Source organism: Variovorax sp. WDL1 (assembly GCF_001541225.1).
Taxonomy (GTDB): Bacteria; Pseudomonadota; Gammaproteobacteria; order Burkholderiales; family Burkholderiaceae_C; genus Variovorax.
On the sequence record NZ_LMTS01000206.1, the window covers coordinates 1 to 235 of the forward strand.

At 63.8% G+C, this 235-nt stretch carries 1 protein-coding gene; it reads right to left on the reverse strand.

What is annotated here, in order from left to right:
* Positions 1-7 precede the first annotated feature (7 nt).
* Positions 8-220, reverse strand: a complete 213-nt coding sequence (locus APY03_RS26705; RefSeq protein WP_068681657.1) for a hypothetical protein — start codon at positions 218-220, stop codon at positions 8-10.
* Positions 221-235: the final 15 nt, after the last annotated feature.

The following is a 235-nucleotide window of genomic DNA, read 5'->3' on the forward strand; positions in this document are numbered from 1 at the left end:
AGTTGGATCAGGGAATGGCGAGCTGGGACCAGCCGCCTCTTTCGAGGGCACGTTGAGCCGCGGTATGGCTGCGGAAGTACTCGCGGGATTCCCGCGAAACGGGACCTTCGGTATCGCGCGTGCCGATGTAGTGGCCGGCGGCGCTGTGCAGGACTTCGAGCGGCAGGAACTTGGCGCAGTAGGTCAAGGCCAACTGGCCGAAAGAGGCTTGCTGGGACATGGATGGGCTCCTTGG